The organism is Gilliamella sp. Nev3-1, from assembly GCF_001690435.1.
In the GTDB taxonomy this organism is placed as follows: Bacteria; Pseudomonadota; Gammaproteobacteria; order Enterobacterales; family Orbaceae; genus Gilliamella; species Gilliamella apicola_C.
Genome location: NZ_LZHN01000039.1, coordinates 35067 through 60788 on the forward strand (window position 1 = coordinate 35067; position 25722 = coordinate 60788).

The following is a 25722-nucleotide window of genomic DNA, read 5'->3' on the forward strand; positions in this document are numbered from 1 at the left end:
ATGTACAAACCTATATTAGAAATTGATTTACGTAAATTAAGAGACAATGCTCGTGTTGAAAAAGAGCTACTTGCTAAACACGGCATTGAAGTAATGGCGGTTAATAAAGTTTTTGATGGTTGTGTTGAAACTGCTAAAGCCGTGCTTGATGGCGGTATTGATGTGATTGCCGAGTCAAGAACTTACAATTTGAAGAAGCTTAAAGATGCTTTAAATTGTAAAACTTGTTTATTGCGTAGCCCTTGTTTAAGTGAGATTAGTGATGTTGTGAAATATGCTGATATTAGCTTAAACAGCGAAAAACAAGTGATTAAGGCACTTTCTGATGAGGCGGTAAAACAGCAAAAAGTCCATCAAGTATTATTAATGGTTGATATGGGTGATTTGCGAGAAGGTATTTGGTTTGAACATGTGGATGATATTATCGATACTGTCAAACTCATTCTATCGTTACCGGGTGTTGAGCTTTATGGGCTTGGTACTAATTTTAACTGTTATGGTACTGTTTTACCAACGGTTAAAAATGGTGTGGATTTTTTACACATAGCACGTAAAGTAGAGCAATCTTGTCATATTAAGATAAAATATTTATCAGCTGGTAATTGTACTAGTTACCACCTGTTGGATAAAGGTATTTGGCCAGAAGGGCTGAATCATTTGAGAATTGGCGGTTTGCATGAGTTCGGTATTGAATATGTGGATATGAAATACCTTGATGAATTTCATCATTCCAACAAACCTGTCGATAAAGCGTGCAGTAATTTATATAAGTTTTACGCGCAAATTATTGAGCTCAATAGTAAGCCGACAGTTCCTGTTGGCGAGTTAGGTGTAGATGCTTTTTTAAATAGTAAAACCTTTGTTGATCATGGTATACGTAAACGAGCCTTGCTGGCTTTTGGGCGTCAAGATGTGCCGGCAGAAAGTTGTATACCTATCAATGATGATATTACTATATTGGGTCAAACCAGTGATCATACGTTGGTCGACATTGAAGATGTTACTCAAACTCTTCGTGTTGGCGATATGATTGGATTTGAACTCGATTACACTGCCTTGCTAATGGCTTGTCAAACTAATGGTGTAGAAAAACGGTTTATTTATTAATTTGTGTTAGCTGCTGGGCAACCAGCAGTTTTTATTAATTACTAGGCGGTTTATATGACAACATCTGAATCACAAGAAAGCCCTTATCCCAGCAGTAATTTAAAGAAGAACTTAAAAAATCGTCATTTGTTGATGATTTCATTAGGTGGATCAATTGGTACCGGATTATTTATTGGTATTGCAGCTCCACTGAGCACCGTTGGTCCATTAGGAACCATTATTGCTTATTTAATGGCGGGAAGTATAATGCTTTCAACCATGCTATGTTTAGGTGAACTTTCTTGTGCATTTCCTCATGCTGGTTCATTTCAACACTATGCGTTGATGTTTATCCCAAATCCAATTTGGAGCTATACCATAGGTTGGCTGTATTGGCTAAGTTGGGTATTGTCTATGGCTGCAGATTTAACTGCCGCCTCAATGATTGCTCACCAAGCCTTCCCTTTAATTCCTATTTATCTTTTTAGTTTGTTAATTCTAATTGTTATTACTTCAGTACATTTAACATCTGTTCGTGCATTTGGTGAAAGTGAGTATTGGTTTTCAACCATTAAAGTACTCGCGATTATTGTTTTTATTGGGGTAGGAATTTATTTACTTTATCATCAGTATACCGAAACTCATGTTTTACCAACATTCAAAACAGAAAATGGCTGGTTTCCTAATGGCTTTTTAGCCATATTTGTGTGTATGACTATCGTGACTTACTCATTTCAAGGAGTTGAATTAATTGGTAATGCAGCTGGCGAAGCGCAATCTCCACAGTCAGTGTTACCCAAAATTATTACTGGTGTGGCTTTCCGTATTATTCTATTTTATATCCTAGCTATTGCTGTATTAGCTCTCGTTTACCCGTATGGAACAGTGCATTCTGAAATTAGTCCATTTGTGTGGGTATTTAATAAAGCGGGAATTACATTTGCTTCGTATGCGATGCTTTTTGTGATCTTTTGTGCAGCAATATCAGCAACGAATTCAGCCATTTATGCCAGTTCAAGAATGCTATGGTCTATGGCGCAAGATAATTTAGCTCCAAAATACTTTTCCGAAGTCAATCAACGAGGCGTGCCTACAAAAGGTATTTTATTTATTGCAGTTATTGCGTTAGTTTCATTATTTTCAAAATATATTGCCGCTGAAAAATTGTATATTTATTTAGTAGCAGGAACCGGACAAGTAGGCTGTTTTGCATGGATTATTATTGCTTTGTGTCAGTATCAATTTCGTAAGGGTGTAAATAGCGGCAAATATTCAAAAGAAATGATAAAATTTAAATCACCGCTATTTCCTTGGCTGGCTGGTATTTCTATCATCGTTAATGTTGTGATTATTGTTGGCGTTTGGTTTGGTGAGTCAGGTTATTTTATTTTACTTTCTGAAATAATATTAATTGTGATAATTCTAATATCTTATTTTTTCTATAAAAAATGAGTTGTTTCAATAAGTCATAATTAATTGTATATTGCTTAATTATGTAATCACTAATTCAAGGTTTATTATTGTTAGTGATTACATACTATTAAGAATTAATAAAACTTAAATTGGTTTAGCTAAATACTATTTTTATATCTCAATATTGTTATTATCGTACTATCAAAAAATTAAAACTAATGTTTATTTTAAAAAAGCAGATATACCTGTAAAAACGACCTGTGCAGCAATAGCTGATATGAGTAATCCCGTTAGCTTTGATAATATCGCAATTCCAGTATTTTTTAATACTTTTGCAATGCTTTTAGCGCACAATAACATAATATAAATACCCATTGAGGCAACAAGCAACGAAATTGCACCAATCAAATTCGGTACAACGCCAATTGAGCTAGTGCCCATCACAATGATAGTACCAATAGATGCCGGACCCATACATAGTGGAATGGCTAGTGGAACAACACTGATATCATCATCGCTATTGATTTTGTTTTTTTCTGGCGAATCGTTCATTAGTGATACCGCAGTGATAAACAGTAATGCCCCCGAACCAATTCGAAATGCATCAAGGGTAAATCCAAAAACGCTAAACATGGTATTGCCAAAAAAGAATAGTACAATACCGATAATAAATACTGCACATGAAGTTTTTAGTGCTATTTTTCTCCTAAGCTGTTCATCATATTGCTTTGTACCACTTAGAAATGCGCTCAAAACGGCAGGTGGTGTCATTAATGCAAACAATTTTACTGTTGTTGAGAGAATCGCAAAAATATAATCAACCATTGCACTACCTTTTACTTTATTTAAAAAATTGCTTTAATTTTGCCAACTAGTTATTGTTGGATTGAAATTATTTTCATTATATATAAAAACGGTCACCACAAAGGTGACCATCTTAATCCGATATTTTTATTGATAATCAACAAAAATTAGTTAAGGCGCTCTTTAATACGAGCTGCTTTACCACGAAGTTCGCGTAAGTAGTAAAGTTTAGCTTGACGCACTTGACCACGACGTTTCACAGTAATTGAATCAACAATTGGTGAGTGAGTTTGGAATACTCGTTCAACACCTTCGCCATTCGAAATTTTACGTACCGTAAATGCTGAGTGTAAACCGCGATTACGAATTCCAATGACAACACCTTCGTAAGCTTGAAGACGTTTTTTATTACCTTCAACAACCCATACTTTTACTTCAACCGTGTCACCAGGGCGAAACGACGGGATGTCTTTCTTCATTTGTTCTTGTTCTAATTGCTGAATAATTGCATTTTTCATAATATTATCTCTTACTAGTTATACTGAAACATTAATTGCCTTGTTTGTCACTGTATTCTCGTTGGAATTCAGTGAGTAAACATTGCTCTTCATCAGTCAGAGCTAGATTTGCAAGAAGATCTTTTCTTCTTAACCAAGTTCGTCCTAGTGATTGTTTTAATCGCCAGCGACGAATCGCTTCATGGTGACCAGACATTAACACGTCAGGCACCGCCATTCCATCTAACACCTCAGGTCGAGTATAGTGTGGGCAGTCAAGTAAACCGTTAGCAAAAGAGTCTTCTTCTGCCGATGATTGGTGATTTAGCACGCCAGGTATAAATCTTGCTAATGCATCAATCATAGTCATCGCTGGTAATTCACCACCACTTAACACGTAATCCCCAATTGACCATTCTTCATCAATTTCAGTTTGGATAACACGTTCATCTATACCTTCATATCGCCCACAAATCAAAATTAACTTTTGGCTTTGGGACAATTCGCAAACACCTTGTTGGTTTAATTTGCGCCCTTGTGGGGAAAGATAAATTACTTTTGTATCGTTACCAGCAACAGCCTTTGCTGCATGAATTGCATCCCTAAGTGGTTGCACCATCATTAACATGCCAGGACCACCACCATAAGGTCTGTCATCAACAGTCTTATGCTTATCATACGCAAAATCGCGCGGGTTCCAATATTCTACTGTTAACAGCCCGTTTTTAACGGCTCGACCAGTTACACCATAACAGGTAATAGCTTGAAACATTTCGGGAAAAAGGCTAATTACGCCAATCCACATAGTCTTACCTTACCAATTAAAAAGCAGGATCCCAATCGACCACAATCATTTTTGTTACTAAATCAACTTGTTTTATAAATTGATCATCAACAAAAGGAATTAAACGTTCTGTTGTACCAAATGCATCTTTTAGATTTGCTTTTACCACCAACACATCATTAGAGCCAGTTTCCATTAAATCAGTAACCTGACCTAAATCGTAACCGTTAACTGTTTTCACTCGACAGCCAATGAGATCTTTCCAATAAAAATCACCATTATTAAGCGCTGGTAATTTTTCTGCATCAACAAACACTTCAATATTGGTTAATGCATTAGCTTGATCACGATCATCAATACCTTTGAGTTTCACAATCATATCATGATTATGTGGTTTGAAGCTTTCCACAATGACTTCTTGCCATTGTCCGGCTCGCTGGATATACCAAGGAGTGTAATCAAAAATGCTATCTGGCAATTCTGTAAACGAAAAAATTCTGAGCCATCCGCGAATGCCGTAGCTTGAACCAAGTTTACCAACAACAATAAGATTCTCAGTATTCATCATTACAGTGACTATTAATTACTAAATTAAGCAGCTTTTTGTGCTTGTTTAATCAGTGCATTCACACGATCAGAAACAGTTGCACCTAAACCAACCCAATGATTTACGCGATCAAGATCTAAACGTAATTCTTCTGCTTTACCTTGTGCAATTGGATTAAAAAAGCCAACGCGCTCAATAAAACGACCATCACGTGGGTTACGGCTATCAGTGACAACTACTTGATAAAAAGGGCGCTTTTTAGAGCCACCACGAGCTAAACGAATAGTTACCATAACATCCTCTTAAATTAAAAAAATAATCTTTTTTCTGTCCAACATGGACAAAATCAAAGCCCCAGAATTATACCCTTTCTAGCAAAAAGTGCAATGACTCTTTATTGACGGTGGGTGGGGGAATATGCAAGACTAAAGCAAAATGAGAAAAGAGTAGATAAAATAATACTAATTACCATTCATTTACATTAGGCCAAAATTAGTAATTATTACAAAAAAAGTACACTTTGTTTTTAGGGCTATTTACACGCATTTATCATCTGTCGCCACTATTTTTTATGAAATAAAGCGCGTTTTAAAACATCAAAGAAACCAAGTGAACGAACCATCTTCTGCCCGTCAATATAACCACGGATCGCTCTTAGCACTTTTTTAGGTTCTTTAGATGCAAAGGTAAAAGTACCATTTTTCTTCGTTTCAACTGAATAGCGTGGTATCCATTTTCCACCAAATAGCACCGATGCGACGACATAATCAACCTCATCCCAAGGGATTTGGATATATTTACGTGGGTCATGTTGATGATAGAATTCAAAAGCTTTGTCACCAACTATTATACTGCCATATTCGGTAAATCCAGTAAAAGAAGTGGCTTTAATCGTTAAGTCTATTTTAGTATTTAAGGACTGAACCATTTTTTGATATCCATTTTTCGCACACTAATAAGGTCATCCTTTTTACCACTTAAGGTGATAAAAAGGATATTTAATAAAAAATATAATTTTATTCTAACGGTTTATATTTTCTTGACTATTTTAGCTAATTTATATGCTTATAAAAGGCCAATGACATGACCAATAATACCCACTATAAATAAGCCCATAATGATGATAATTGGCGATATTTTTTTGCGTAATAACCACATACAAAAGAAAGTTAATAGTAAGGGAACTAGTCCTGGGATTAATTGATCTAAGTTATTTTGTAAGGTAGTTACCTTTTCTTGGGTAAGTGATAACCCATTTTGCATTTGCATCAATGCTTTTTGAATACCTTCTGCACCAGCAGGTAATGAGTTCCAGTCAATGAATGCACCCTTGTCTAGTTTGACGATAGATACTATTGGTTGGAATTTTATTGACACCCACCGTTGTACTAATGCAGCAAGCACAAACATGCCTAAAATAGATGCGCCTTTAGTAATTTTTTGTAGTAACCCGCCTGATAAATTATCGGTAATTTTCGAACCCGTTCTATAACCAAATTCTTGGGTATACCACATAAAGCTCCAACGAATAATATTCCAGAGTAAAAAGAATAAAATAGGTCCCATGATATTACCGCTTAGCGCAAGCGAGGCACCAAGCGCACCTAGCATTGGCCTTACGGTAAACCAAAATACAGGATCACCTACGCCGGCTAATGGTCCCATCATACCCACTTTAACCCCTTGAATTGCTACATCATCAACCGCGGCACCATTGGCTCTTTCTTCTTCAAGAGCAAGCGTTACTCCAAGAACTGGAGAAGCTAAATAAGGGTGTGTATTAAAAAACTCCAAGTGCCGTTTAAGTGCTGCAGCACGATCTTCTTTAGTTGAATATAATTTTTTTATAGCGGGGATCATGGAATACACCCAACCACCATTTTGCATCCGTTCGTAATTCCAAGATCCTTGGAGAAAAGTTGAACGCCAAGCAACGGCTAAACGATCTTTCTTGCTTAATTGAATTCTATTTGTCATATTTTTCTCCAGTGCCTAGTAATCATTTAAAATATCATCAAGTGGATCACCTTTGCTACCACCATTTGATGAATTGCCTCGTTCTGAAAGATTAAGATAAATCAATGCTAATGCGAAGCCTAAGGCACCCAGTGCGATTAGTGTTAATTGCGATATCGCAGCAACGACAAATCCGATAATAAAAAATGGCCATACTTCACGATTAGCCATCATATTAATCACCATCGCATAGCCGACAGCAACAACCATACCACCACCAATGGCCATACCCGTTGTTAACCATTCAGGCATTGCATTTAATGTTGCTTTAACCGTTTCTGCTGGGATGAATAATAAAGCCGCAGCCGGTATAGCGATACGTAAACCTTGTAAACAGATACCTAAAATTTGTAACCATTCAATTTTTCGAATATTGCCTTCAGTTGCTGCAGCATCCATCATATGCACTAAAGGAACGGCAATTGTTCGAACAATCATAGTTAAGAATAACCCTGCAACAGCAAGTGGGATAGCAACGGCTATAGCAGTCGATACACCAGCGACACCTTGCCCGCCTAACACTAAAATAATCGATGAAGCAACGGCTGCCAATGCAGCATCAGGTGCTACCGCTGCCCCGATATTGGCCCAACCCAAAGCAATCATCTGTAATGAGCCTCCTAGCACAATACCAGCCTCTAAATTCCCTGTGACAAGACCAATCAAAGAGCAAGCCACTAACGGTTGATGAAATTGAAACTGATCTAAAATGCCTTCCATACCAGCTAAAAAGGCAATAACTATCACTAAAATGATAGCAACAATGGATAATGTCATAATATAACCTCTTAAATAAACTAATTCTTTTGCTGAGCTAATTCTTCTTTCGCTTTTTGCAATAATTCGTCCATATTACTGTTAGAATCATTGGGGACTTTACGAACATCAAATTTCACGTTTTTAGCTTTTAATTTTTCAAATGTATCAACATCGTCAGCATTCATTGACAATACTTTATTAACCATGACTTTGCCCACCGAATGCGCCATTGAACCAATATTAAGAGTATCAATATCAACACCGCCGTCTATGGTTCGAAGTACATCTTGTGGATTTTCAAATAAAAGTAATGCTTTGGTATTACCAAAACGCGGATCGTGTGCTACTTCGATGATCTTTCTAATTGGCACAACATTTGCTTTAACGCCAGGAGGTGCTGCTTCTTGAATAAGTTTTTTTCTTAATTCATCTTTTGCAACTGAATCAGAAACAACAATAATACGGTTAGGATTGGTTGATTTTGTCCATGCTGTTGCAACTTGCCCATGTAATAGGCGCGAATCAACCCGAGCTAAAACGATTTTCATTTTACCCTCACCAATTACTGTTCCTTCAGGAATCGTATTTGCAGTCTTCGCATTGGTAGCGGTTTGCTCTTGTATTTTGACAGTTGTTCGAACGCCTTCTTTACTTGGTTCAATAATTGCGGTAGCGATTTCTTTGGCTGTTTCCATTGAAAAACGGGAAGAATAGGCTTCAATTAACATTGGTAAGTTTAAACCCGCCACAATAGTCCAATTATCATGTTCTCCACATAAATTGTTGGCTTGATTAAATGGCGTTCCACCCCATAAATCTACTAAAAACAGCACTTCACTTTGATTATCAAATGTTGCTATTGCTTCAAGCATCCTTTCTTTTAAACTTTCAGGACTATCACTTGGGTGCAAGGTAACGGCTTTAACATTATCTTGCTCACCAAATATCATCGATCCTGATTGTAAAATACCTTCTGCAAACTCACCATGAGTTGCTAGGATAATTCCAACCATAAATTTTCCTCCAAATTTTATATTAATGACATAATATAAAAGTCTATATAATGAAAATATTGGGTTAGTTTACACCACAAAATAATTTAAGACATATGTGCTCATCAATGCAAGGTTAGGTTGTTTGTAGGGCTTGGCGAATAAAACCATGGGCTTGGGTTAGTTTTTTCTTCGCTTGCTCTGCATTTAACCCCGAAAGAATCATCAAAATAGCGGTTTTACAATGCCTGTTACTCTCGGTTAATGTGACAATGGCTTTTTCTCGGCTGCAATCGGTGGCTTGCATAACAATGGATATTTGTCGTTCAATAAGTTTGGCATTAGTTGCCTCAACATCAACCATTAAGTTTCCATAAACTTTACCTTGTTTTATCATGCTTGCTGTTGTTAACATGTTGAGAACTAATTTTTGTGCCGTACCAGCCTTCATTCTTGATGAGCCAGTAATTACTTCTGCACCAACAATTGGTGTAATGGCGATATCGGCTAAATTAATCATTGGGGATTTTGGATTACAACATAAACCAATCACTGTTGAGCCGATTAATTTAGCATATTGCATACCACCTATTACATAAGGTGTGCGCCCACTAGCAGCAATGCCAACTAAAATGTCGTTTGAATTAAAATTAATTTTTTTAAGATCATTAGTTGCCAACTCAGGGTTATCTTCAGCATTTTCAACTGCCTTAAGAATAGCCGGCTGACCACCAGCGATTAATCCAATGACTTGTTCTGGCGATGTGCCGTATGTCGGTGGGCATTCACTTGCATCTAAAATGCCTAATCGTCCTGAAGTGCCAGCACCGATATAAATTAATCGGCCTTGATTTAAAAAAGCTTGGCTAATTGCATCAACAGCTAAGCTAATATTGGCGAGTTCTTTTTCAACTGCTAGTGCTACTTGCTTATCTTCATTATTTATAATTTTAAGTATTTCAAGCGTTGAACAACTATCAATATTTTCACTGTTTGGATTGCGACTTTCGGTTACCATTCCTAAAAGATTAATTTGTTGCATGCTTTCTTAACCTTAACCATAATAAAAATATTACGATAGCAAATAAGCTACCAAAGCCAACACCTATAGTAATAACGGACAAATTCAGCGCAACTGCTAATGTATAACCCCCTAACATGACTATCATTGAGGTATACTCAATTAAATTCTGCACAGAAATTACACTGCCAGCTCCCACTAACCCTTTACCTATTTTCTGAATAAGAGCGTTTAATGGTACTAAAAACAGGCCGCCTAGCGCGCCAATGACAATAAGCAAAATATAAGATGAAATTATATTACTTTGTAATGTAAAGGCGATTACAGCAATCCCCATCATGATACCCGCAGGGACGCAACGTAACGTGTTGTTAATTGATATAAATGTACTTGCTAACCCTGCACCAATAACAATGCCGATAGCAACAATCGCATTGAGATTTGTTGGTGTTGCATTGTCATGAATATTTAAAACAGCAGGAACCCAACTAATCAACAAAAACCGTAAAGTAACACCCGCTCCCCAAAACAGACTAGTGCCTAATAATGTCAATAAAAGAAGTTTATTCGTAAAGATGATTTTAACTGTGTTAGCAAAATCCTTTACCATACTATTGAGTTTCCATGAAGTATTTTGCCGTGCGACAGGTAATTTAGGAATAAAAAAGTTAGCAATAACCGCAAGCCCATATAGTAGTACGCAAATAAGTAAAGATGCGCTTACATTAAGATCGGCAATATGTCCACCAGCTAGCGAACCAAGTAAAATGGCGGCAATGGTTGATGCTTCAATTAACCCATTTGCTTTAATCAAATTATCGCCCGAGGTAAGCTCGCCTAAAATTCCATATTTAGCTGGAGAGTATGCGGCAGCACCAATACCAACTAAAAAATAGCCGATAAAGGGGCTGATGTTTAAGCAAATACAAGCGGTACCGAGTAATTTTATACTATTTGAAATCATCATGGCCTTACCTTTTGGCATGCTGTCAGCAAATTGCCCAACAAACGGCGAAAGGATGATAAACGGTACCACAAAACTAATTTGTAATACCGATTGGCTCCATTCTGGGTAGTGCAGCTTTTTAATAAAAGCAAGGATAGCAAAAAAAATTGCATTATCAGCAAATGCCGAAAAAAATTGTGCCAGCATGGTAGCAACCATGCCTTTATTTAATAGTGAATGTTGTTTCATGTAACACCCTTTAGCTTATTCTTCAGCCATCTTTCGTAAGGCAATAAAATCAATTTTACCTGTACCTAGTAGGGGTAACTCTTTAACCACACGAATATCACGAGGAATAGCTAATGCTGGTATACCAAGTTCTTGAGCTGCTTGATTAAGTAGCTCTCGATCTAATTTTGTCGAGGTAGTAAATAGAACTATCGCTTCACCTTTGGCAACATCTGCTTTCACTGTCGCACCGTGCATTGCATCAGGGTCAATTTTTTTTGCTAAAGTCTCAACACTTTCTAGTGAAACCATTTCACCCGCAATTTTGGCAAACCGTTTTAAGCGTCCTTTAATTTTGACAAATCCATCATTATCGATAGCAACAATATCACCAGTATCATACCAACCTTTTTTAGCCTCCCCATGTTCATCGACTGCAATTGGCTCTTCAAGTGCTCCAGGGTTTTCAACCCTTAAATAGCCTTTCATCACATTAGGGCCTTTAACTTGCAATTTACCGCCATCACTAATGCCTGAGACGTGAATTAATCTTGAGCTCATACCCGGCAATAAGCGCCCGACGGTACCTGTTTTAAATGCCATTGGTACATTCAGCGATACAACTGGTGCGCATTCAGTAACGCCATAGCCCTCTAAAATACGGATTCCATATTTATCTTTCCACTGTTCTCGTACTGCGTCTGATAATTTTTCTGCTCCAGCAACAACATAACGTAAACGCATAAAATCATATGGGTGAGCGTAACGAGCATAGTTTGCTAAGAACGTTGGTGTGCCAAATAAAACGGTACAGTTCTGGTCATAAATAATTTCAGGCACCATACGATAATGTAATGGATTTGGATATAAAAATGTACGGCTACCAGAAAATAATGGTAGAAATAACCCAGCAGTAATACCAAAAGCATGGAATAGAGGTAGTGCAGACATAAAACGATCAGCAGGCGTTGGATCAATAACTGTTCGGATTTGTTCAACATTAGCAAGCAAGCTACCATGGCTATGAACAACACCTTTAGGATTACCTTCTGATCCAGATGTAAACAATACTAGGGCTTCATCATCACTTGTTTGAGAATGTTTAACTAAGCGTGGGATATAGTGATGAACTAAAACAGAAAGTTTGTCTTTAAGGGTTAAAGTTTGACGTAAATCTTCAAGGAAGCACCATTTAACACCTTTTATTTCATCAAGGAGATAATCAAGCTTTCCTTTGCGAATAAATTTGCGTGAAGTAATGATAGTTTTGATTTCGGCCGCGGTAATTGCACAAATTAACCCTTTGGTGCCAGCGGTATAATTGAGCATTGCTGGAATTCGATTTTTAACCGATAAGCCAAAAATTGTTGCAACAGTAATAGTTGCGTTAGGTAATAAAACGCCAACACGTTCTTTTTTCTGGGTAATTTTAGCAATAATGCAGCTAATACCTATGATTTGTTTTAACAAATTACGATAAGATGCTTCGTGAGTTGTGGGGTCTTGCACCATACGTGATTTAATACCATAACGAACTTGAGCCTCAAGTAGCGCTTCAAATAACGTTAATTTTGGGCGACTTGCCATACGGGCATTCATCATGATTTGATGAAGTTTCTCTCCTGCAATATAACGTTTTTCGCTAGCCTTCGGTGCATCAGGCATAGCAATAGAAGTTGGTTCAAGTACATGAATCGTTATTTTAGGAAATAAACGGCGCTTAAATAGCCCTTTTAAACGGCTGGTTAGTGTAAATTCAGCTCCTTCAATCCAGACAGGCACTATCGTTGCTTGAGAACGAGCTGCAACAAAAGCAGCACCATCATAAATTTTCATTAATGACCCAGTGACAGTAATTCTTCCTTCGGGAAAGATAACTATCGGGCGACCTTTTTCAACTTGGCGTACTAATCGCTTGATTGCCATTGGGCTAAGCGGATCCATTGGCACAAAATCAACGTAACGCTTTGCATAGCGGACTAACCAGTGATTTATATAACCTGCATAAATAGCAAAGACGGGTCTTATTGGTAAAAACACACCAATTAAAATGCCATCAAGAAAAGATACATGGTTAGGTGTAATAAGAAGCTTGTTTTGTTTTAAATTGTCAAGATTACCGTGAATTTTGACGTGGAATAAAGTCTTTAAGAAAAATTTTAATATTTTAAATAACATCGTATTTCTCTATTAGCGTGCCAAATTGCACTGTGTAATAATAGTTAAAATACATAAAATATACAAGAGATGTAATTATTCTTAGTTTTTATTATATAAATCATTTTGTTAGAAAGTAATTGGAATGATTGACTTGAAAGTTAGATAATAGATACTAAACATAGAATAAATCTGGGAAAACCAGTAAGGAATAAAAATGCTGATTTTAACAGCCAAAGATATTGAAAAATTTTATACCATGAAAGATGCTGTAGCTGCTGATAAACAAGCCTTAAAAATCTACACTGAAGGAAATAGTGATGTACCACTGCGAATCAATTTTGATATGCAAAAAGGTCAATGTTTATTTATGCCTGCTCATATTAAGGATCAAGATATTGTAGGAATTAAGATTGTCTCGGTATTTCCTGATAATTCAAAGCTAGGCAAACCATCAGTACCTGCTCAAGTGTTAATGCTAGATCCAAAAACTGGTGAGGTTTGTGCCTTGTTAGACGGTACTTTTGTTACTCAGCTTCGAACAGGTGCTGTTCAAGGTGCGGCAACGGATTTGTTGGCTCGTAAAGATGCTCGTCGTGCAGTATTGATCGGTACAGGTGGCCAAGCGATATCTCAATTAGAAGCAATGTTAACGGTTCGTCCGCTTACAGATGTGGCTATTTTTGATATTGATATACAAAAAGCTAAGCGGTTTACTGATGAGGTAAAATGTCGTTTTTCTCATTATTCTACTCATTTTTATTTTTCACAGGATTTGGATGAAGACATTAGCCAAGCTGATATTATTACTTCTATTACTACATCAAAAGTGGTGACATTTAATGGTGATAAAGTAAAGCCTGGTACGCATATAAATGGTGTCGGTGCTTATACTCCACAAATGCATGAAATCCCTCAAAGTATTGTTGAAAAGGCCGATATTCGTGTGCTTGATACTAAAGAGGGGGTATTTGCAGAGGCTGGCGATATTATTGATCCAATTAAACAAAATCTGGTATCAGAAGATGATTTTCTAGAGTTGGGGGATTTAGTCATCGATCCGACACAATGCCGACAAAATGAGGAACAAATTACGCTATTTAAAACAGTTGGAACGGCTGTACTAGATGTGTATATTGGTTATGATATCTATCTCAAAGCAAAAGAAAAAGGAATAGGAATAGGTCTGGATTTATAGTAATTGATTTTTGGGCTGGAATGCGATTTTTTTATCAAAAAGTTTTTTAGGTAGATGCGTGTTTAAGTATAAAACTAGCTTTTTAGCTCTTCTTTTTGTGAACGTCCAAGTAATGTCATAGCTGCTTGTTTTGGATCTTTATGCTGATAAAGGACTTGGTAAATTTGTTCAGTAATTGGCATATCTATATGATATTTTTGGGCTAGCAACCAGACTTCTTTTGTATTTTTGCATCCTTCAACAACTTGGGCAATGGCATTTTGAGCTTCTTCAATAGACTTATTTTGTCCTAATAATATGCCAAAACGACGATTACGAGATTGATTATCTGTACAGGTTAAAACCAGATCCCCAAGTCCAGCCATTCCCATAAAGGTTGCAGGATCTGCGCCTAATGCTGCACCTAATCGCATCATTTCAGCAAGCCCACGCGTAATTAATGCGGTTCTTGCATTAGCACCGAAACCAAGTCCATCCGATAATCCAGCGCCAATGGCAATCACATTTTTTATTGCCCCCCCAAGCTGTACACCAACAAAATCTTTGCTGCTATAAACGCGGAAGCTTTTACTGCAATGGAATAATGTTTGCAATTGATTTAAAAAATGTTCATCTGTTGATGCAACCGTTACCGCAGTTGGTAATCCAGATGCGACCTCTTTAGCAAATGTTGGCCCTGAAATCACGGCTAATGGAACTTTATCACCCAAAATTTCTTTTGCTACATCTTGTAGTAATCGACCTGTATCTACTTCCAACCCTTTTGTTGCCCAGACAATTTTAGTATCTTGGCGTAAAAATGGTTTAATTTGAGTTAGAATACTTGCAAAAGCGTGGCTAGGTACCACAATAAGTAAAATTGGAGCGGCTGAAACCGCTGTTTTTAAATCACTTTCGATTTGTAACAGATCAGGAAATGGGATATCTGGTAAAAATTGTCTATTTTGCCTTTCATGCTGCAAAATGGTCATTTTATCTGGGTTATGACCCCATAATAAAGTTGAATGCCCATTTCGTGCCAGTAAAATAGCTAAAGATGTTCCATAAGAGCCTGAGCCAATTACTGTTATTGCAGCAGTTTTTTTCATAATAACTCAATAAACTTATTGTTAATTGTCTGAAACACAATAATTATTGCAATGTTTCAGTTGGTTCAGCTTGTTGTTGAAGATAATTAATGAATAATGCCTCAAAATTTACTGGCTCTAAATTTACTTGAGGAAACGTGCCTTTATTAACTAAGCTTGACACAACTTCTCGAGCATAAGGGAACAAAATATTTGGGCAATAAGCACCAACACAATGTTGAATTTGACCTTCGTCGAATCCAATAAGTGAAAAAATACCTGCTTGAGTCACTTCACAAATATACACCACTTCCTCTTGTTGCTTTACAGTCACAGTAACGCGTAACGCAATTTCGTACACATTTTCACTTAAAACTTGTGACGATGAGTTTAATTCTATATTTAAGTCTGGTTGCCACTGTTTTGTAAAAATTTCAGGAACATTATTGGTTTCAAATGAAACATCTTTAGTATAAATACGTTGAATTGCAAACTGTGTTTCGGGTTGTTGCGTATTGTTTTGTTCTGTCATGATAAAACCTTATTTTTAAAATATATTATTTTCTAACGAGTGGTAAATTTTCGCCATTCCATCCGGCAATACCGTCTTTTAATGTAAAGACATTTAAGAAACCTTGTTTGACCAGTATTTCACCTATACCTGTTGATGATAAACCATTTTCATCAACCAAAATAACAATGCTTTCTTTAAATTTTTCAATTATTTTTGCACTCGCATTTTTAATATCGATAGGCAAAACATTGTGAGATTCGGTGATATGCCCTTTTTTAAAGCTATCGGTAGAGCGAATATCAATGATAACAGCATTTTGCTTATTAATCATATGGATTGCTTGAGCATTATTAATAATTTTAACCTTAGATAGTTTACTTTTAATGGTTAGCACAATAATTGCAACAAACAGTACAATCCAACCTAAAGAAAGTAAAAGATGATTTTTTACAAAAGGTAGTATTTCGAGTGTTATAAAGTCCATATTTGTATGATTACCTAGTCATTTCAATATAAGGTGAGATTATAACGATATTATGCACTGAAATACAGCACCAATAAGAAAATCTTGCTATTTTATAAATTATATTTATTTAATTTTAAGGAATTGACTAATGAAATTGAAACGACTTATCTTTTTGGTGTGTGTCTTATTTTCCATTATTCCTCAGGTATTTGCTGATGATTATTATAAATCTAATAAATTTAATACTCAAACTATTGAAGCAGAATCTTTATTAGCTAATTATTATTTAGAAAACGGTAATTATCATCAAGCTTATGCTGAATATGCTAAATTGATGAAAAGAAATCTTAGTTTTACAAAAAGATTTTACATACAAAATACTTTTGCTTGGTTAATAATAAATGGATATGACACTAAGCAAGATGTATTTAAGGCAATTGATCTTTATTATGATTCTTATCGTGATTTTAATCGATTTAATCATGATTTGATGATTAGTGAGGTAAATGCAGCACAATATATGAATCAGCAAGAAAAATTGTGGAATTTTATGTTTGTTGATATTGTTTCAAATAGTCATTATGTTTCAGCAAAGCAAAAGTCAGACTTATTTGCCATTTTATTTCCTAATAATCCACATGCATTAACTCAATTTAATAAACAAATTTCTGAGTTAAAGAGAACAAAACTCCGTAACGTAAAAATCAAACATTCAGAATATTTCCCGCACTATTACTATGATCCTGATTTGACTTGTCGTGATTTTTTGCGTGAATTTGATACAGATGCGCCCGATTTCTTTAAATATAATGATTGTATACAAAATGACAAAGGACAAGGAAAACCTCTTAAAGTTATTTATAAAATTGAAGGTAAATATGCAAAACAAGCACATCAGTATTTAGCTAACACCATGGGAATAGGTGAACTTAAATTAATTTGCTGTTATTGGGGCACGGATGTTTATCCTTCTACATCTTTTGTAAATCCTAAAGATCATATGCTGTATAACGTAGTATTTAGTTCAGAAGAAACAATTAAGTATGACTGGAATAAAATAACTTTTTATTTGAGCATTGAAGCACTGCGAGAAGATATATAGGATATAAAAATTGATTTTAATTTTTTATACGACCATTTTTGCGCATCATTTTGGTGCTAATTGCATTGTTTTGATGCAACTGTAATATTTATGTTACTATAGCTACTTATAAAGCCACTAAAAATAGAGTTAAAAAATTGGCATTAAATTTGCATTCACTATAGCAACTTGATAAGAATACCTTAAAAACTGAATAATTATTATTTGCCCTCAATGGAGAAGATACATGTCTACACAAAAAGTTTTATCACTAATTAAACAAAATGATGTTAAATTTGTTGATTTACGTTTTACCGATACTAAAGGTAAAGAACAACACGTTACTATTCCTGTTAGCCAAATTGACGCTGATTTCTTTGAAGATGGTAAAATGTTTGATGGCTCATCAATTGCTGGTTGGAAAGGGATTAATGAATCAGACATGGTATTAATGCCCGATGCTTCAACGGCCGTTATCGATCCTTTTTTCGAAGATGTGACATTAAATCTCCGTTGTGATGTTTTAGAACCAGCGACGCTACAAGGCTATGATCGCGATCCACGTTCAATCGCTAAACGTGCGGAAGATTATCTAAAGTCATCAGGTATTGCCGATACTGTTATTTTTGGGCCTGAACCAGAATTTTTCTTATTTGATGATATTCGTTTTGGCTCGCCAATGTCTGGAAGTTTTGTGCATATTGATGATATTGAAGCAGCGTGGAACTCAGGTACTAAATATGATGAAGGTAATAAAGGACATCGTCCTGGTGTTAAAGGCGGTTATTTTCCACTTCCACCAGTTGATTCATCACAAGATATCCGCTCCGAGATGTGTTTAATTATGGAGCAACTTGGCTTAGTGGTTGAAGCTCACCATCATGAAGTGGCAACAGCAGGTCAAAACGAAATTGCTTGTCGTTTTAACACGTTAACTAAAAAAGCTGATGAAGTACAAATCTATAAATATGTAGTACAAAATGTGGCACACGCTTATGGTAAAACTGCGACCTTTATGCCAAAACCAATGTTTGGTGATAATGGATCTGGTATGCACTGTCATCAATCATTGGCAAAAGATGGAGTCAATTTATTTGCTGGGGATAAGTATGCCGGTCTTTCAGAAATGGCATTATTTTATATTGGCGGTATTATCAAACATGCTAAAGCGATTAATGCATTTACAAACCCCGCAACTAATTCTTATAAACGCCTAGTTCCTGGCTATGAAGCGCCAGTTATGCTTGCTTACTCTGCACGTAACCGTTCTGCATCAATTCGTATTCCTGTTGTTACCAGTCCTAAAGCGCGTCGTATTGAAGTTCGCTTCCCAGATCCAGCAGGTAATCCATACTTATCTTTTGCTGCGCAGTTAATGGCTGGTTTAGATGGCATTATCAATAAAATTCATCCTGGTGATGCAATGGACAAAAATTTATACGACTTACCGCCAGAAGAATCTAAATTAATTCCTCAAGTAGCAGGTTCGCTTGAAGAAGCACTTAATGCATTAGATGCGGATCGTGAATTTTTAACACGAGGGAATGTATTTACTAATGATACTATTGATGCATACATTGATTTAAAACGTCAAGATGTTGATCGTGTACGTATGACTCCTCATCCAGTTGAGTTTGAAATGTATTATAGTTTATAAGGTATTTTAAACGTTAAGCTACCGTACTTGCGGTGGCTTCTAATCAGGACGGGAACCCAACGATGATATTTGATAGTGAACCTGACGCTAATCTTGTTCTTGATTCGATGATTACAAGTATTTTATTACTCGATACAAAACTCAATATTCTCTATGCCAATACGGCTGCACAGCAATTATTAGCGCAAAGTTCTAAAAAAATATTAGGAAGTCACCTGACCGATTTAATTGGTTATTTCTCTTTAGATATTGATTTAATGCTAAGTGCATTAAATCAAAATCAAGGTTTTACAGACAACGAAGTCAATTTAGTGATTAATAATGAATTACATATTTTATCATTGACAGCTCAACTATTAGGTGGTACTCGAATTTTAATTGAAATGGCTCCGTTAAATAATCACAAACGCCTTAGCCAAGAACAATTGCAACAAGCCCAGCAGAGTGCTGCTCGTGAATTAGTCCGAGGCCTTGCTCATGAAATCAAAAATCCACTAGGCGGACTTCGAGGTGCTGCCCAATTATTATCACGAGAGCTACCCAAAAATGAATTGCAAGATTATACAAAAGTTATTATTGAACAAGCGGATAGATTGAAAAAACTTGTAGACAGATTATTAGGTCCACAACAACGATTGCAACAAAAAGAACAAAATATCCATCAAGCAATAGAACGTATTTATGCTTTACTCTGTTTGGAAAAACCGATCAATATTGAAATTCTGCGTGATTATGATCCAAGCTTACCTGATTTAATTCATGATTCGGAACAGATCGAGCAGGTGATTTTGAATATTGTTCGTAATGCTTTACAAGCTATTGGTTCTAAAGTTGGTAAAATTATCATTAGGACACGAACGGCTTTTCAGGTTACCTTACATGGTCAGCGCTATCGGCTTTGTGCTCGTATTGATATTGAAGATAACGGACCAGGAGTTCCTATTCATATCCAAGATACCTTATTTTATCCTATGGTGAGCGGTTATGAAGGTGGGACAGGCATTGGTCTTTCTATTGCGCATAATATTGTTGATCAACATCATGGTAAAATTGAATTTAATAGTTGGCCGGGGCATACAGAATTTTCTATCTATTTGCCAATTAGGCAGTGAGGTAAATTAAAATGAATGTTTGGATTGTCGACGATGATAGTTCTATTCGCTGGGTATTAGAAAAAGCATTAACGAATGCAAATTTCAATTGTGTTAGCTTTGCTAGTGGCCAAGAAGTTATTGAGGCATTAGATACACATGTGCAAAAACCCGCTGTATTAATCTCCGACATTAAAATGCCCGGGCTTGATGGGTTAACATTGCTCCATCATGTAAAAGAGCAAATGCCAAATTTACCTGTTATTATTATGACAGCACATTCTGATCTTGATGCTGCAGTTAATGCTTATCAAAAAGGTGCTTATGATTATATCCCAAAACCTTTTGATGTGGACGAAGCGATTCAGCTGGTTGAGCGGGCTATTTTACAAACTCAGAGCAACAAAACCAGTAATAATACGCCTGCGAAAGCATCAGCAGGTATTATTGGCGAAGCTCCTTCCATGCAAGAAGTATTTCGTATTATTGGGCGATTATCTAAATCATCGATTAGTGTGTTAATTAATGGTGAGTCAGGAACAGGTAAAGAGTTGGTTGCTAAGGCATTACATACTCATAGTCCCCGTTCTCAATCCCCTTTTATTGCGTTAAATATGGCAGCAATCCCTAAAGATTTGATTGAAGCTGAGCTTTTTGGGCATGAAAAAGGGGCATTTACAGGGGCAACTCAAATTAGGCATGGACGTTTTGAACAAGCTAATGGTGGTACTTTATTTTTAGATGAAATTGGCGATATGCCACTTGATGTTCAAACTAGACTATTAAGGGTGCTTGCAGATGGGCAGTTTTATCGTATTGGTGGTTATTCACCTGTAAAAGTGGACGTTCGAATTATTGCTGCAACCCATCAAAATTTAGAAGCAAGAGTAAGAGAAGGTAAATTTAGAGATGACTTATTCCACCGTTTAAATGTGATTCGCATTTTGCTCCCGCCATTGCGTGATAGAGCGCAAGATATTCCAAAGCTTGCTGATCATTTTTTACATACAACAGCTAAAGAATTAGGTGTAGAAAGTAAAGTATTTAGTCCTGAGGCATTAGGTGTTTTATGTAGGTTTAATTGGCCAGGCAATGTGCGTCAGCTTGAAAATGCTTGTCGTTGGGTGACGGTAATGTCTTCAAATCAAGAGGTTTTAGTTCAAGATTTACCACCAGAGTTATTGCCGTTATCTGCTACCAAAACTATTATTACAAATGAAACGATGGCTTTGTCCGAAAATGACTTTTCTCAGCAAGAAGCAGATTGGAAAGTATTATTAGCACAGTGGGCAAAGCAAGCTTTGATAGAGGGTAAAAATGGCATTTTGACGGAGGCAATAAATGATGTTGAATACATCTTATTAAAAAGTGCACTCAATTTTACCCGTGGCCATAAACAAGATGCGGCTTATCTCTTAGGTTGGGGGCGAAATACATTAACTCGAAAACTTAAAGAGTTATCGCGTGATCCCAATAAAGTTTTCTAACTATTAACATGAATTATGCTATCGAATAAATCGATAGCTTTTTAGCCTATTTATCCATTTCACATTTATTTCACTTGTCTCTAATAATATATTGCTTTGTTAAATATATAAAGTTCATTGAACCCTACCTATTTTTTGGTTACAATCATGATGTAAATGATAATTATTATAATCATTGTTTTATAGTTTTTTATTTAGGCTGATAATTAGGAGTTATAATGTATTCATATATTAAAGTGAAATTTTTAGTTTTACTTACCGCATTACTTGTTTTAGTTGGGTGTGACAATAAAAAAGAATCGCAAACACCAGCAAATACGATTACTGTTGAACATGCTCAAGGTAAAACAGATGTTCCTGAAAATCCGAAAAAAGTTGTTGTTTTTAATATTGCAACACTTGATATTATTGATGCTTTGAATATTCCTGTCTCGGCTGTTCCTCAATCTGATGTACATTTACCAGATTTCTTATCTAAATATAGCGATAAAGCCTATACTAATGTTGGAACCTTATTTGAACCAAATTATGAGGTATTAAGCTCAATTCAACCTGATATTATTATTGCTGGTGGTCGTGCAACTGATGCTTATAAAAAATTGAATGATATTGCTCCAACACTTTCTTTAGATATTGATCCGAAAGACTTTTTAGGTAGTTTAACCCAAAGAACAGAGCAATTAGGCACTATTTTTAATAAACAAAACGAAGCTAAAAAACTTATTAATGATTTTAATCAAAAAATTGAACAGCTAAAACCAAAGACAAGCGCGGCAGGTAGTGCATTAGTGATTATGGTTAATGGTGGTAAAATGTCGGCTTATGGTCCAAAATCTCGTTTTGGTTTTGTGTTTGATCTACTTGGTTTTCAACCTGCAACCACCTTCCAAGAAGCTGGTCGTCATGGTAATGCGGTGACCTCTGAATTTATCTTAAGTGTTAATCCGCAGTGGTTGTTTGTGTTAGATAGAGATAGTGCAATTGGTAATAAAGAAGCACAATCTGCACAGCAAGTACTAAACAACGACTTAATTCAAAAAACAGCAGCATGGCAAAATAAACAAATTATCTATTTAGATTCAACTTCAATGTATATTGCAGGCGGTATTCAAACTTATAGCCGTTTGATAGATCAAATTCGTGAAGCTTTACAAAAAACATCAACGAATTGATGTAAAACATGATTAAGTCCTTTTATATTATTGCAGGCATTTTCATTTTATTGATAATGACTGCAATAAGTTTATTTATTGGCGCTGGGCATGTGACGCTATTGGAACTATGCTCTGATAGTAACATGCGCGAGATTTTTTTTGTCAGCCGTGTGCCAAGAACTGTCGCTTTATTATTAGCGGGAAGTGCGATGAGTGTTGCAGGTTTAATTATGCAACTGTTAACACAAAATCGATTTGTTGAACCATCTTTGGTTGGTACAACGCAATCAGCTAGCCTTGGTTTATTAGTTATGATGGTTTTAGCGCCTAGCGCAAGTGTTATGACTAAAATGGTCGTTGCCAGCTTATTTTCCATGATTGGCACAATGATTTTTATGGTAATTTCTCGAAAAGTCATTTTTAAATCTGCTTTGATGGTACCACTTATTGGTATTATGTTAGGAGCGGTTATTAGTGCAATTACTACGTTTTTTGCCATGTATTTTGATTTATTACAATCACTTGGTGGTTGGGAATCGGGGGATTTTTCAGGGGTTTTGCAAGGTCGTTATGAACTATTATGGTTAGTTGGTGGATTGACGTTACTCGCATGTTGGAGCGCTGATCAATTCACTGTAGCTGGTTTGGGTCGAGATTTTTCAATTAATGTGGGGCTTAATTATCGACTTGTTATGTTGACAGGACTTATTGTTATTGCATTAATTGGTGGTATTGTGGTTGTGGTTGTGGGGGTTTTGCCTTTTTTAGGATTGATTGTACCAAATATTGTTAGTTTATTATTTGGTGATAATGTCCGTAAAACTATTCCATGGATCTGTTTGTTTGGTAGTGGGTTAGTTTTAATTTGCGACATCATTGGGCGCATTATTCGCTATCCGTTTGAGATTCCAGTTAGTGTGATTTTGGGCGTGGTTGGCGCTATTATTTTTTTAATATTGTTGGGTCGGAAACGCCATGTTAGTTAGCCAAAAACGCCATGCTTTATGCCAAAAAAGAGTAATTTTATTGTTTATTATTGCGCTAATTTGCGTAACTTGCTTTATGACCTTCGGTCTTAAGGGCAATATCAGTTACATTTTGAGCCATCGAACATGGATTATGCTAACTATGATTTTAGTTGCCTTTTCAGCTGCGACGTCGACATTACTTTTTCAAACGGTTACCAATAATCGAATATTAACTCCATCAATTATGGGATTTGAATCTCTGTTTGTGCTCATTCAAACTGTTGTGATCTTTTGTATTGATACACAAGGCATTCCTTATATCGGTATTATCGGCAAATTTGTATTTGAATCACTTTTATTAATCTTATTTTCTCTATTTTTGTATCGAGGTTTGTTTACTAAATTCAAGCAAAATTTACATTTAGTATTATTAATTGGTATCATTTTAGGCACATTATTCCGTAGTTTTTCTAATCTATTGCAGCGACTAATGACACCAACTGAATTTGCTGTGTTACAAAGTCGTATTTTTGCGACATTTACACGTGCAGAACCAGTATTGATCATATTTTCATTAGTGATTGCCTCAATTATTGGTGTCGTTTTATGGCGAATGCGATTTAAATTTGATGTGCTTGCGCTGGGACGTGATAATGCAATAAATCTAGGGATTAATTACCATAGAAGTATCACGATTGTTTTATTGCTTGTCTCGGTTTTGGTATCGATATCAACGGCTTTAGTTGGTCCATTTACTTTCTTAGGTCTTTTAATTGCTAATTTAGCTTATAGTGTTAGTGGCTCTAGCCAGCATCGTTTTTTACTTCCTACCGCTTTTTTATTAGGCGTTATTTTTCTTGTTGGTGGACAAATGTTTTTAGAGCGAGTGTTAAATATGGTTGGAGCATTATCTATTGTCATTGAATTTATTGGTGGTTCTTTGTTTATCTTCTTATTATTGAAAAAGGTTCAAAAGTGATAAAAATTGAGAATGTTTGTAAAAATTATCAAACAATACCTGTATTGCAAAATGTGAATGCGACAATTACACAAGGTGGCATTACTGCTATCATTGGTCCAAATGGAGCAGGTAAGTCAACGTTACTATCAATTATAAGTCGACTTTTATTAGCCGATGAAGGGCAAGTTAAAATTCAAAATATGGATGTTGTTAACACACCAAGCGATAAATTAGCTACCTATTTATCAGTATTAAGGCAAGAAAACCGCTTCACCAGTAGATTAACTGTTTTTGAGTTAGTCGGGTTTGGGCGCTACCCTTATACCAAAGGGCGCTTAAATGCTGATGATTATAACCATATTCATCGTGCACTTGATTTTTTAGATCTTACTGAATATAAAGAGCGCTTTTTAGATGAATTATCTGGCGGACAACGGCAACGTGCTTATGTTGCCATGGTACTTTGCCAAGATACTGAATATGTATTACTTGATGAACCACTCAATAATCTCGATATGAAACATGCTGTCACTATGATGAAACAATTGCGCCGTGCTGCTGATGAACTGGGTAAAACCATTGTGATTGTTATTCATGATATCAACTTTGCATCTGTATATTCAGATTACATTTTAGCCATGAAAAATGGCGAGCTAATATACCAAGGCAGCCCACAACAAATTATGAATTCGACTATTTTAGAAGATATATTTGATACGCCCGTCAAAATTGAAAATGTCCATGATCAAAATATTGCTATTTATTACTAATGATTAATGTACTTATTATTTTGGTAAGATCTAACTAAATCCTATTTTTTTGATTAGT

Annotated in this window: 26 protein-coding genes; 11 read left to right on the top strand and 15 right to left on the bottom strand. The window is 35.9% G+C overall.

What is annotated here, in order from left to right; translation table 11 throughout:
* Entirely contained in the window at positions 1–1107 is a 1107-nt protein-coding gene (locus A9G40_RS06145) for an alanine/ornithine racemase family PLP-dependent enzyme (protein WP_065582331.1), read from the top strand.
* A gap of 54 nt (positions 1108–1161) precedes the next feature.
* Complete coding sequence (locus A9G40_RS06150) at positions 1162–2538, top strand: amino acid permease (RefSeq protein ID WP_065582332.1); 1377 nt, start codon at positions 1162–1164, stop codon at positions 2536–2538.
* A gap of 183 nt (positions 2539–2721) precedes the next feature.
* Here the strand turns inward: A9G40_RS06150 and A9G40_RS06155 are convergent, their stop codons facing one another.
* The 12 genes from A9G40_RS06155 to aas all read right to left on the bottom strand — a co-directional run bounded on the left by A9G40_RS06155 (position 2722) and on the right by aas (position 13271).
* On the bottom strand, positions 2722–3324 hold the full coding sequence (locus tag A9G40_RS06155; RefSeq protein WP_065566334.1) for a MarC family protein: 603 nt from the start codon (positions 3322–3324) through the stop codon (positions 2722–2724).
* Positions 3325–3470: 146 nt separating this feature from the next.
* A complete protein-coding gene (gene rplS, locus A9G40_RS06160; protein ID WP_034913735.1) occupies positions 3471–3821 on the bottom strand; it encodes a 50S ribosomal protein L19 in 351 nt (116 codons plus the stop codon).
* Between the two features lie 31 nt (positions 3822–3852).
* A complete protein-coding gene (gene trmD, locus A9G40_RS06165) occupies positions 3853–4605 on the bottom strand; it encodes a tRNA (guanosine(37)-N1)-methyltransferase TrmD (protein WP_065582333.1) in 753 nt (250 codons plus the stop codon).
* Positions 4606–4621: 16 nt separating this feature from the next.
* Positions 4622–5152: a ribosome maturation factor RimM gene (gene rimM, locus A9G40_RS06170; protein ID WP_065566336.1), complete on the bottom strand. Its 531-nt coding sequence runs from the start codon at positions 5150–5152 to the stop codon at positions 4622–4624.
* A 23-nt stretch (positions 5153–5175) separates the two neighbouring features.
* Positions 5176–5424, bottom strand: a complete 249-nt coding sequence (gene rpsP / locus A9G40_RS06175; RefSeq protein WP_034900786.1) for a 30S ribosomal protein S16 — start codon at positions 5422–5424, stop codon at positions 5176–5178.
* A 269-nt stretch (positions 5425–5693) separates the two neighbouring features.
* Positions 5694–6059, bottom strand: coding sequence for a DUF956 family protein (locus tag A9G40_RS06180; RefSeq protein WP_065582334.1), 366 nt, complete (start codon positions 6057–6059; stop codon positions 5694–5696).
* 137 nt (positions 6060–6196) lie between these two features.
* Complete coding sequence (locus A9G40_RS06185) at positions 6197–7108, bottom strand: PTS system mannose/fructose/sorbose family transporter subunit IID (RefSeq protein WP_065582335.1); 912 nt, start codon at positions 7106–7108, stop codon at positions 6197–6199.
* A 15-nt stretch (positions 7109–7123) separates the two neighbouring features.
* On the bottom strand, positions 7124–7924 hold the full coding sequence (locus A9G40_RS06190) for a PTS mannose/fructose/sorbose transporter subunit IIC (protein WP_065582336.1): 801 nt from the start codon (positions 7922–7924) through the stop codon (positions 7124–7126).
* 20 nt (positions 7925–7944) lie between these two features.
* The gene (locus A9G40_RS06195) at positions 7945–8919 is read right to left on the bottom strand and encodes a mannose/fructose/sorbose PTS transporter subunit IIA (protein WP_065582337.1); all 975 of its coding nucleotides are present in this window, start codon (positions 8917–8919) and stop codon (positions 7945–7947) included.
* Between the two features lie 115 nt (positions 8920–9034).
* A complete protein-coding gene (gene murQ / locus A9G40_RS06200; RefSeq protein WP_065582338.1) occupies positions 9035–9940 on the bottom strand; it encodes an N-acetylmuramic acid 6-phosphate etherase in 906 nt (301 codons plus the stop codon).
* Positions 9927–11114, bottom strand: coding sequence for a lysophospholipid transporter LplT (gene lplT / locus A9G40_RS06205; protein ID WP_065582339.1), 1188 nt, complete (start codon positions 11112–11114; stop codon positions 9927–9929). The genes murQ and lplT overlap by 14 nt, the downstream gene beginning before the upstream one ends.
* A gap of 15 nt (positions 11115–11129) precedes the next feature.
* On the bottom strand, positions 11130–13271 hold the full coding sequence (aas, locus tag A9G40_RS06210) for a bifunctional acyl-ACP--phospholipid O-acyltransferase/long-chain-fatty-acid--ACP ligase (RefSeq protein ID WP_065582340.1): 2142 nt from the start codon (positions 13269–13271) through the stop codon (positions 11130–11132).
* Between the two features lie 196 nt (positions 13272–13467).
* Between aas and A9G40_RS06215 the strand changes: the two genes are divergently transcribed.
* Complete coding sequence (locus tag A9G40_RS06215) at positions 13468–14448, top strand: ornithine cyclodeaminase family protein (RefSeq protein WP_065582341.1); 981 nt, start codon at positions 13468–13470, stop codon at positions 14446–14448.
* A 74-nt stretch (positions 14449–14522) separates the two neighbouring features.
* On the opposite strand, the gene gpsA is transcribed toward A9G40_RS06215, so the two are convergent.
* Genes gpsA through A9G40_RS06230 form a run of 3 tightly spaced genes read right to left on the bottom strand, consistent with a single transcriptional unit; the run spans position 14523 to position 16513 of the window.
* Positions 14523–15539, bottom strand: a complete 1017-nt coding sequence (gene gpsA, locus A9G40_RS06220) for an NAD(P)H-dependent glycerol-3-phosphate dehydrogenase (protein ID WP_176700443.1) — start codon at positions 15537–15539, stop codon at positions 14523–14525.
* Between the two features lie 40 nt (positions 15540–15579).
* On the bottom strand, positions 15580–16047 hold the full coding sequence (secB, locus tag A9G40_RS06225) for a protein-export chaperone SecB (protein ID WP_065582343.1): 468 nt from the start codon (positions 16045–16047) through the stop codon (positions 15580–15582).
* Between the two features lie 25 nt (positions 16048–16072).
* The gene (locus A9G40_RS06230; RefSeq protein ID WP_065582344.1) at positions 16073–16513 is read right to left on the bottom strand and encodes a rhodanese-like domain-containing protein; all 441 of its coding nucleotides are present in this window, start codon (positions 16511–16513) and stop codon (positions 16073–16075) included.
* Positions 16514–16643: 130 nt separating this feature from the next.
* On the opposite strand from A9G40_RS06230, the gene A9G40_RS06235 reads away from it, so the two are divergent.
* The 8 genes from A9G40_RS06235 (at position 16644) to A9G40_RS06270 (ending at position 25664) form a co-directional block, all read left to right on the top strand.
* Positions 16644–17597, top strand: a complete 954-nt coding sequence (locus A9G40_RS06235; RefSeq protein WP_065582345.1) for a DUF4952 domain-containing protein — start codon at positions 16644–16646, stop codon at positions 17595–17597.
* 226 nt (positions 17598–17823) lie between these two features.
* On the top strand, positions 17824–19233 hold the full coding sequence (gene glnA / locus A9G40_RS06240) for a glutamate--ammonia ligase (protein WP_065566349.1): 1410 nt from the start codon (positions 17824–17826) through the stop codon (positions 19231–19233).
* A gap of 62 nt (positions 19234–19295) precedes the next feature.
* Positions 19296–20345: a nitrogen regulation protein NR(II) gene (glnL, locus tag A9G40_RS06245; protein ID WP_065582346.1), complete on the top strand. Its 1050-nt coding sequence runs from the start codon at positions 19296–19298 to the stop codon at positions 20343–20345.
* A gap of 11 nt (positions 20346–20356) precedes the next feature.
* Positions 20357–21811, top strand: coding sequence for a nitrogen regulation protein NR(I) (glnG, locus tag A9G40_RS06250; RefSeq protein WP_065582347.1), 1455 nt, complete (start codon positions 20357–20359; stop codon positions 21809–21811).
* 218 nt (positions 21812–22029) lie between these two features.
* Complete coding sequence (locus A9G40_RS06255; RefSeq protein WP_065582348.1) at positions 22030–22983, top strand: siderophore ABC transporter substrate-binding protein; 954 nt, start codon at positions 22030–22032, stop codon at positions 22981–22983.
* 8 nt (positions 22984–22991) lie between these two features.
* A complete protein-coding gene (locus A9G40_RS06260) occupies positions 22992–23951 on the top strand; it encodes an ABC transporter permease (protein ID WP_218057956.1) in 960 nt (319 codons plus the stop codon).
* A complete protein-coding gene (locus A9G40_RS06265) occupies positions 23941–24912 on the top strand; it encodes an iron chelate uptake ABC transporter family permease subunit (protein ID WP_065582349.1) in 972 nt (323 codons plus the stop codon). The genes A9G40_RS06260 and A9G40_RS06265 overlap by 11 nt, the downstream gene beginning before the upstream one ends.
* Positions 24909–25664: an iron ABC transporter ATP-binding protein gene (locus A9G40_RS06270; protein ID WP_065582350.1), complete on the top strand. Its 756-nt coding sequence runs from the start codon at positions 24909–24911 to the stop codon at positions 25662–25664. The genes A9G40_RS06265 and A9G40_RS06270 overlap by 4 nt, the downstream gene beginning before the upstream one ends.
* Positions 25665–25722: the final 58 nt, after the last annotated feature.

What these genes read in the sequence shown, in the direction of transcription:
- rimM (WP_065566336.1), bottom strand. Translation starts at nt 5,152, where the DNA reads ATGATGAATACTGAGAATCTTATTGTTGTTGGTAAACTTGGTTCAAGC.
- A9G40_RS06255 (WP_065582348.1), top strand. Translation starts at nt 22,030, where the DNA reads ATGTATTCATATATTAAAGTGAAATTTTTAGTTTTACTTACCGCATTA.
- A9G40_RS06180 (WP_065582334.1), bottom strand. Translation starts at nt 6,059, where the DNA reads ATGGTTCAGTCCTTAAATACTAAAATAGACTTAACGATTAAAGCCACT.
- A9G40_RS06150 (WP_065582332.1), top strand. Translation starts at nt 1,162, where the DNA reads ATGACAACATCTGAATCACAAGAAAGCCCTTATCCCAGCAGTAATTTA.
- rplS (WP_034913735.1), bottom strand. Translation starts at nt 3,821, where the DNA reads ATGAAAAATGCAATTATTCAGCAATTAGAACAAGAACAAATGAAGAAA.
- A9G40_RS06195 (WP_065582337.1), bottom strand. Translation starts at nt 8,919, where the DNA reads ATGGTTGGAATTATCCTAGCAACTCATGGTGAGTTTGCAGAAGGTATT.
- rpsP (WP_034900786.1), bottom strand. Translation starts at nt 5,424, where the DNA reads ATGGTAACTATTCGTTTAGCTCGTGGTGGCTCTAAAAAGCGCCCTTTT.
- A9G40_RS06155 (WP_065566334.1), bottom strand. Translation starts at nt 3,324, where the DNA reads ATGGTTGATTATATTTTTGCGATTCTCTCAACAACAGTAAAATTGTTT.
- A9G40_RS06190 (WP_065582336.1), bottom strand. Translation starts at nt 7,924, where the DNA reads ATGACATTATCCATTGTTGCTATCATTTTAGTGATAGTTATTGCCTTT.
- glnA (WP_065566349.1), top strand. Translation starts at nt 17,824, where the DNA reads ATGTCTACACAAAAAGTTTTATCACTAATTAAACAAAATGATGTTAAA.
- A9G40_RS06235 (WP_065582345.1), top strand. Translation starts at nt 16,644, where the DNA reads ATGAAATTGAAACGACTTATCTTTTTGGTGTGTGTCTTATTTTCCATT.
- murQ (WP_065582338.1), bottom strand. Translation starts at nt 9,940, where the DNA reads ATGCAACAAATTAATCTTTTAGGAATGGTAACCGAAAGTCGCAATCCA.
- aas (WP_065582340.1), bottom strand. Translation starts at nt 13,271, where the DNA reads ATGTTATTTAAAATATTAAAATTTTTCTTAAAGACTTTATTCCACGTC.
- A9G40_RS06185 (WP_065582335.1), bottom strand. Translation starts at nt 7,108, where the DNA reads ATGACAAATAGAATTCAATTAAGCAAGAAAGATCGTTTAGCCGTTGCT.
- glnL (WP_065582346.1), top strand. Translation starts at nt 19,296, where the DNA reads ATGATATTTGATAGTGAACCTGACGCTAATCTTGTTCTTGATTCGATG.
- A9G40_RS06265 (WP_065582349.1), top strand. Translation starts at nt 23,941, where the DNA reads ATGTTAGTTAGCCAAAAACGCCATGCTTTATGCCAAAAAAGAGTAATT.
- lplT (WP_065582339.1), bottom strand. Translation starts at nt 11,114, where the DNA reads ATGAAACAACATTCACTATTAAATAAAGGCATGGTTGCTACCATGCTG.
- A9G40_RS06230 (WP_065582344.1), bottom strand. Translation starts at nt 16,513, where the DNA reads ATGGACTTTATAACACTCGAAATACTACCTTTTGTAAAAAATCATCTT.
- trmD (WP_065582333.1), bottom strand. Translation starts at nt 4,605, where the DNA reads ATGTGGATTGGCGTAATTAGCCTTTTTCCCGAAATGTTTCAAGCTATT.
- A9G40_RS06215 (WP_065582341.1), top strand. Translation starts at nt 13,468, where the DNA reads ATGCTGATTTTAACAGCCAAAGATATTGAAAAATTTTATACCATGAAA.
- glnG (WP_065582347.1), top strand. Translation starts at nt 20,357, where the DNA reads ATGAATGTTTGGATTGTCGACGATGATAGTTCTATTCGCTGGGTATTA.
- secB (WP_065582343.1), bottom strand. Translation starts at nt 16,047, where the DNA reads ATGACAGAACAAAACAATACGCAACAACCCGAAACACAGTTTGCAATT.
- A9G40_RS06145 (WP_065582331.1), top strand. Translation starts at nt 1, where the DNA reads ATGTACAAACCTATATTAGAAATTGATTTACGTAAATTAAGAGACAAT.
- A9G40_RS06260 (WP_218057956.1), top strand. Translation starts at nt 22,992, where the DNA reads ATGATTAAGTCCTTTTATATTATTGCAGGCATTTTCATTTTATTGATA.